Below are 1924 nucleotides of genomic sequence, written 5' to 3'. Positions count from 1 at the left end.
GCCCCGTGCGCCCCGCCCGCCGGTCCGCCCGGGCGCGTTCCGGCTCTCCTCCCCCGCACCGCCCGGCCGGAGGACCTGCCCGCGCCATGCCTGCGCCCGCGTCCCGCCCGCCTGCCGTCAGGTCCTCGCAGAGCCCGCCGAAACCTCGTTGGCCTGCGCGTTTCCCCGGCCTTGGTCCCCCCTTGGACGCCTGATCAGAGGCTGCCTCAGCAGGCAGTCGGGATCACACCGTACGGCTGCCGCAGGCGCAACCGCACAGACGCGGGTCGCGGCCGGACCAACGGGGCCCGGTCGACCGAGTGGCGAGGTGGGATGGGATGCAGACCAGGCTGCAGCACAGGAGCACCACGGACGGGGAGCTGTCCTACCCGGCGCGGGAAGCGACCCGGGACAGCGTGCTGCGGGAGTTGAGCGCGGTGCTCTTCGGGTCCCTGCCGCGCAGCGACCAGCGGCGCAGGGGCATGGAGTACGTGCAGGGTCTGCTCGGTGTCGAGGGACGCAAGTCGATCCGGAACATCTCCTCGCTGTTCGGCGGGGAGGCGGCCGAGCAGAGCCTGCACCACTTCATCAGCGGCTCCACCTGGGACTGGGGCCCGGTCCGCCGTGCCCTGGCCCGGCATCTGGAGGAGGTCTCCCCCGCCCGCGCCTATGTGCTGCAGCCGATGGTGATACCCAAGGCCGGCGACAGTTCGGTGGGGGTCGACCGCCGCTTCTGCCCGCGCCGCGGCCAGATCATGAACGCCCAGCAGGCCGTGGGCGTGTGGGCGGTCTCCGAGGAGCACAGCAGCCCGGTCAACTGGCGTCTGCACCTGCCCGACACCTGGCTGGACGACAAGACCCGGCGCCGGCAGGCGGCGATCCCGGAGACGGTGCTGCCGGAGTCCATGGACCAGTGCTGCGTTCAGGCCTACCTCGGCATCACCCGGGACTGGGGCCTGCCGGTGCGCCCCGCGCTGATGGACGCCCGCCAGTCCGACGTGGCGGGCACGGTGCGCGGGCTGCAGGACGCGGGTGCGCCGATGCTGTTACGGGTCAGCGCCAACCTGCGGCTGGCCGCCGCCGACGCGGGGCTGCCCCGTACGGCCGCGGACACGGAGATGACGGCGCATCAGCTCATGCTGATGGCCCGGCCGCTGCGCCAGCCGGTCATCCAGCGCCAGCCCGGCCCGGGCGGCCGCACCGTGCACGCGGGACTGACCGCGACGGTGCGCGTGCGGCTTCCGCGGCGCACCGCCCGCCGCCCTTCCTGGTGCCGTGACCTGGTGCTGCTCGGCGTCGGCGACAACGGCGGGCGCTGGCCGGCCGAACTGTGGCTGACCAACATCACCGACCTGCACCCCTCCCAGCTGCTGCGGCTGAGCAAGCTGCCCCAGCGGGTGAACCAGGACTTCGCGCAGATCGCCGAACGGGTGGGCATAAAGGACTATTCCGGCCGTTCCTTCAGCGGCTGGCACCGGCACGCCACCCTGGCCTCGGCCGCCCACGCCGTCGCGGTGCTGTCCGGCACGGCCGAGCCGGAGACCGGGGCCGCGGAGGTGACGCAGGCGTCCGCGTAGCCATGCACGTGAGCATGCGCGCGGACCTGCGCGTGAGCATGAGGAACGGCGCAGTGTACGGAGGAGGGTCCGCTCTGTCAGCCGTCCTTTCACCCCCTGTGTCAGCTCGGCGGCCACCCGGCCCGCCGAGCTGACGGACTGCGCAGGGCAGCTGACGGATTGTCCGAACGTCCTTTGGCGAGTTCTGAACCCCCGGCACACGATCTGCGGACAGCCCGTCCCAGTGCCCGAGGAGTTCACCATGACCGTCCAGCCGCAGGCCGCCGACGGGCGGAGAGAGGCGAACGCCGTCGCAACCGACGGCCCTCGTCCCCGCGCCGCGAGCGGGTCCCGCGTCGTCGTGCGCACGTCGGCCGGGCCGGGGGTCG

Annotated in this window: 1 protein-coding gene; it reads left to right on the top strand. The window is 73.3% G+C overall.

All coding sequences use genetic code 11. The annotated features are described in order from the left end of the window. Positions 1–317 precede the first annotated feature (317 nt). The gene (locus tag AWZ10_RS40815) at positions 318–1556 is read left to right on the top strand and encodes an IS701 family transposase (RefSeq protein ID WP_244172716.1); all 1239 of its coding nucleotides are present in this window, start codon (positions 318–320) and stop codon (positions 1554–1556) included. The last annotated feature ends 368 nt before the right edge of the window (positions 1557–1924 follow it).

The sequence above is a fragment of the Streptomyces europaeiscabiei genome (genome assembly GCF_001550375.1).
Taxonomy (GTDB): Bacteria; Actinomycetota; Actinomycetes; order Streptomycetales; family Streptomycetaceae; genus Streptomyces; species Streptomyces europaeiscabiei.
Note: the sequence above shows the minus strand (reverse complement) of the source record. Positions and strands in the feature narration are given on the sequence as shown.

Excerpts from the sequence above, each read along its gene's own strand:
- AWZ10_RS40815 (WP_244172716.1), top strand. The coding sequence starts at position 318 with ATGCAGACCAGGCTGCAGCACAGGAGCACCACGGACGGGGAGCTGTCC.